Consider the following 2,094-nt stretch of genomic DNA (forward strand, 5'->3'; position numbering starts at 1 on the left):
TTGTTTAAGGATGTTGATACGCTCTTGCTCGCTGTCTATTACAGCGACACCGTTGTAGCCAGAAATGCGCTTTGCGGCATGACTGGCTGCTTTAGCAAGTGTGGGTGTCATCCCCCCGCCTGCCCCAACTGGTAAGCGAACCTCTTTCCATACTGTACGCCTGATATCTCTTCCTAAATCCAGCCAGCTATCATGGGAAAGATGCGTATCAAATCGGGCGAATAGTTCATCAATGGAATAGACATAAATATCATCAGCGAATTGGCTGATAGTATCCATCATCTTGGTGCTAAGCGAATGATAAAGCGTAGTTAGAACTGGTCACCACTACGCCATGCTTTTTAATCAAATCCTTAACTTGGAAGTACGGAACAAATTTCTTAATGCCAAGCTTTTTGGCAATAGGGCAAACCGCGACTATGCAACCGTCGTTATTGCTAAGGGTGACTACGGGCTTATTTCTAAGATCAGGTCGCATCACCTTTTCAGCACTACTGTAAAAGCCAGAGGCATCGCAGAGAAAGTACATCACGCCCCAATTTTCTTATTAAGTGGCGTGTGGATCCTAACCGAACGAGTCACCACGCCCTCGAGCGAGAAATCATCCCCTTCTTTGATGAAATAGGGTTTAGCACCAACCTGAGACGAAATAAGGGCCCTTCGCTCTATATCAATTTTCTTGCAGCAAAATACCCCATTTAACACAGCCACGATGATGGACATATGCTTTACTTGTTGCGCTCTTGAGATAACAAGTATGTCGCCATCGAAAATGCCATCCAGTTCCATTGAATTCCCCTGTGCTACGCCTATCCATGTGGCAGAGGGTTTATCGATAAGCAGTTCATCTAAACTCAATTCCATTTCAATGTATTCAGCAGCAGGGCTTTCAAATCCTACCAATCCTGCTTGCGCTTTTACTGGGATAACCTTCATAACACTCTAAAGCTGTACAAATATACAGTTATTGTATTTTCAATCGATGATAGCCGTCAAATTACATTCGTTTATCTCAGGTGAAAATGATCTAAGTAATACCTTGTGAGCGCTACATTTTGTCGGTTAAAACATAAAAATTAGCACATTAACTTATGGTATAAATACTTTGGAAAGGAAGAAAACATGGAAAACACAAGTATGGAAAACACAGAAAGGAAATATGAACTCGCGGGCTTTCGTGAGCGGTTTGGCGCAGCGTTAATCGACACCGGCATACTGCTACTTATAACGACCCCATTACTTTACGGGATATATGGCGGCGCCTATTGGACATCGGGAGCGACCATAATGGGAGTTGCGGATTTTATTATCAGCTTTGTGTTCCCGTTTGTCGCTACTGTCGCGTTTTGGGTGTATAAATCAGCGACCCCGGGAAAGATTGCGCTAAACCTTTGCGTAGTCGATGCTGAAACTGGCGCTAAACCAACGTTGCAACAGGCTGTAATTCGATACTTTGCCTACATTTTATCGACCCTCCCCCTTTTCGTTGGCTACCTATGGGTGATTTGGGACCCCAAGAAACAAGCATTCCATGACAAATTAGCTAAGACCCTGGTTGTGCGTCCTCAGGAACGACGCGTCAATGACGTCAGTTTTACACGGTAGAGGTTTTAAAAATGCCGTCGTTTCCATAAGTAATGCGATAAAGAAAAAATTAAGCAAAATAGCGCGGAGCGGTGCCATCGCATGAGAGTTAACATTTCATTAGAAGACCATGTTAAGAAAAACATCGGTGGTACCTTAGTTTTTAATAATGGGTGCTGGATAGACCTCACTGAAGAGGATGGCATGTTTTGGGGTATAACCCCGTATGGTGAAACCTGGGGATGTAGCGCTGCAGGTAACGTTGTTGAATCGATTGTCAATTGGATAAGTTACTGGGACAAACCACGAACAGAAACCGGTTCATTAATTAAGCTGAAGTGATATGGATTAGTTGCCACTTAACCTGACACTTTCATAAGCAGAGCTAAATCAAATCTGAGAGTCTCTTGTGTACGTAAACCGGACCTTGGTACTTGAAGCTCGAACACAATGCACAGCTTAAACATGCATCATGCTCAGGGCGTGCTTTCATATATCTACTAGAAGATT

3 protein-coding genes and 1 pseudogene are annotated in these 2,094 nt (G+C 43.5%); 2 read left to right on the plus strand and 2 right to left on the minus strand.

Annotated features, from left to right (window positions below):
• Both BIZ39_RS22575 and BIZ39_RS21365 read right to left on the minus strand, forming a co-directional pair.
• Nucleotides 1-529: pseudogene (locus BIZ39_RS22575) on the minus strand (DNA polymerase V subunit UmuC); the annotation flags it as partial.
• Nucleotides 529-936 carry a S24 family peptidase gene (locus BIZ39_RS21365; protein ID WP_187448045.1) on the minus strand — a complete coding sequence of 136 codons (408 nt, stop codon included), beginning with the start codon at nt 934-936 and terminating at the stop codon, nt 529-531. The pseudogene BIZ39_RS22575 and the gene BIZ39_RS21365, both read right to left, overlap by 1 nt.
• Before the next feature lie 186 nt (nt 937-1,122).
• On the opposite strand from BIZ39_RS21365, the gene BIZ39_RS21370 reads away from it, so the two are divergent.
• Nucleotides 1,123-1,605 carry an RDD family protein gene (locus tag BIZ39_RS21370; RefSeq protein ID WP_222936746.1) on the plus strand — a complete coding sequence of 161 codons (483 nt, stop codon included), beginning with the start codon at nt 1,123-1,125 and terminating at the stop codon, nt 1,603-1,605.
• An 81-nt stretch (nt 1,606-1,686) separates the two neighbouring features.
• Nucleotides 1,687-1,926 carry a hypothetical protein gene (locus BIZ39_RS21375; RefSeq protein ID WP_187448046.1) on the plus strand — a complete coding sequence of 80 codons (240 nt, stop codon included), beginning with the start codon at nt 1,687-1,689 and terminating at the stop codon, nt 1,924-1,926.
• The last annotated feature ends 168 nt before the right edge of the window (nt 1,927-2,094 follow it).

It is taken from the genome of Alteromonas sp. BZK5 (genome assembly GCF_014349115.1).
In the GTDB taxonomy this organism is placed as follows: domain Bacteria; phylum Pseudomonadota; class Gammaproteobacteria; order Enterobacterales; family Alteromonadaceae; genus Alteromonas; species Alteromonas macleodii.

What these genes read in the sequence shown, in the direction of transcription:
- BIZ39_RS21365 (WP_187448045.1), bottom strand. Translation starts at nt 936, where the DNA reads ATGAAGGTTATCCCAGTAAAAGCGCAAGCAGGATTGGTAGGATTTGAA.
- BIZ39_RS21370 (WP_222936746.1), top strand. Translation starts at nt 1,123, where the DNA reads ATGGAAAACACAAGTATGGAAAACACAGAAAGGAAATATGAACTCGCG.
- BIZ39_RS21375 (WP_187448046.1), top strand. Translation starts at nt 1,687, where the DNA reads ATGAGAGTTAACATTTCATTAGAAGACCATGTTAAGAAAAACATCGGT.